The following is a 400-nucleotide window of genomic DNA, read 5'->3' as shown; positions in this document are numbered from 1 at the left end:
AGGTGATTCCGGACGGCAGGCTGTGCAGCGGGAACCTGCCGGCGTACCGGGGTCTGGACCTGGCCCGGCGGGACTGGCCGGCGACACGGCTGGCACCGGGGGGCCGGCTGACGCTGACCTACGCGTCGACCATCGCGCACACGGGCACGTTCCGGCTGTATCTGACCGAGCAGGGGTACGACCCGTCGAAGCCGCTGACCTGGTCCGATCTGCCCGAGCAGCCCTTCGCCGAGGTCACGGACCCACCGCTGCGCGACGGGACGTACCGCGTGAGCGCCACGCTGCCGACGGACCGGACGGGGCGTCAGGTGCTGTACACGGTCTGGCAGAACAGCAGTACGCCGGACACGTACTACGCGTGTTCCGACGTGGTGTTCCCGGAGCACGGGAAGGCCGCCGG

The 400-nt window shown here is 71.0% G+C and carries 1 protein-coding gene; it reads left to right on the top strand.

The features are described 5' to 3' along the window. Positions 1-400, top strand: a 400-nt coding sequence (locus tag CCN44_RS40645; RefSeq protein WP_143650420.1) for a lytic polysaccharide monooxygenase, incomplete at both ends; no start/stop codon positions are given.

This window comes from Streptomyces tricolor (assembly GCF_002155905.1).
GTDB classification, from domain to species: domain Bacteria; phylum Actinomycetota; class Actinomycetes; order Streptomycetales; family Streptomycetaceae; genus Streptomyces; species Streptomyces tricolor.
The sequence above is the reverse complement of the archived record's forward strand: the minus strand, read 5'-3'. Positions and strand labels throughout refer to the sequence as shown.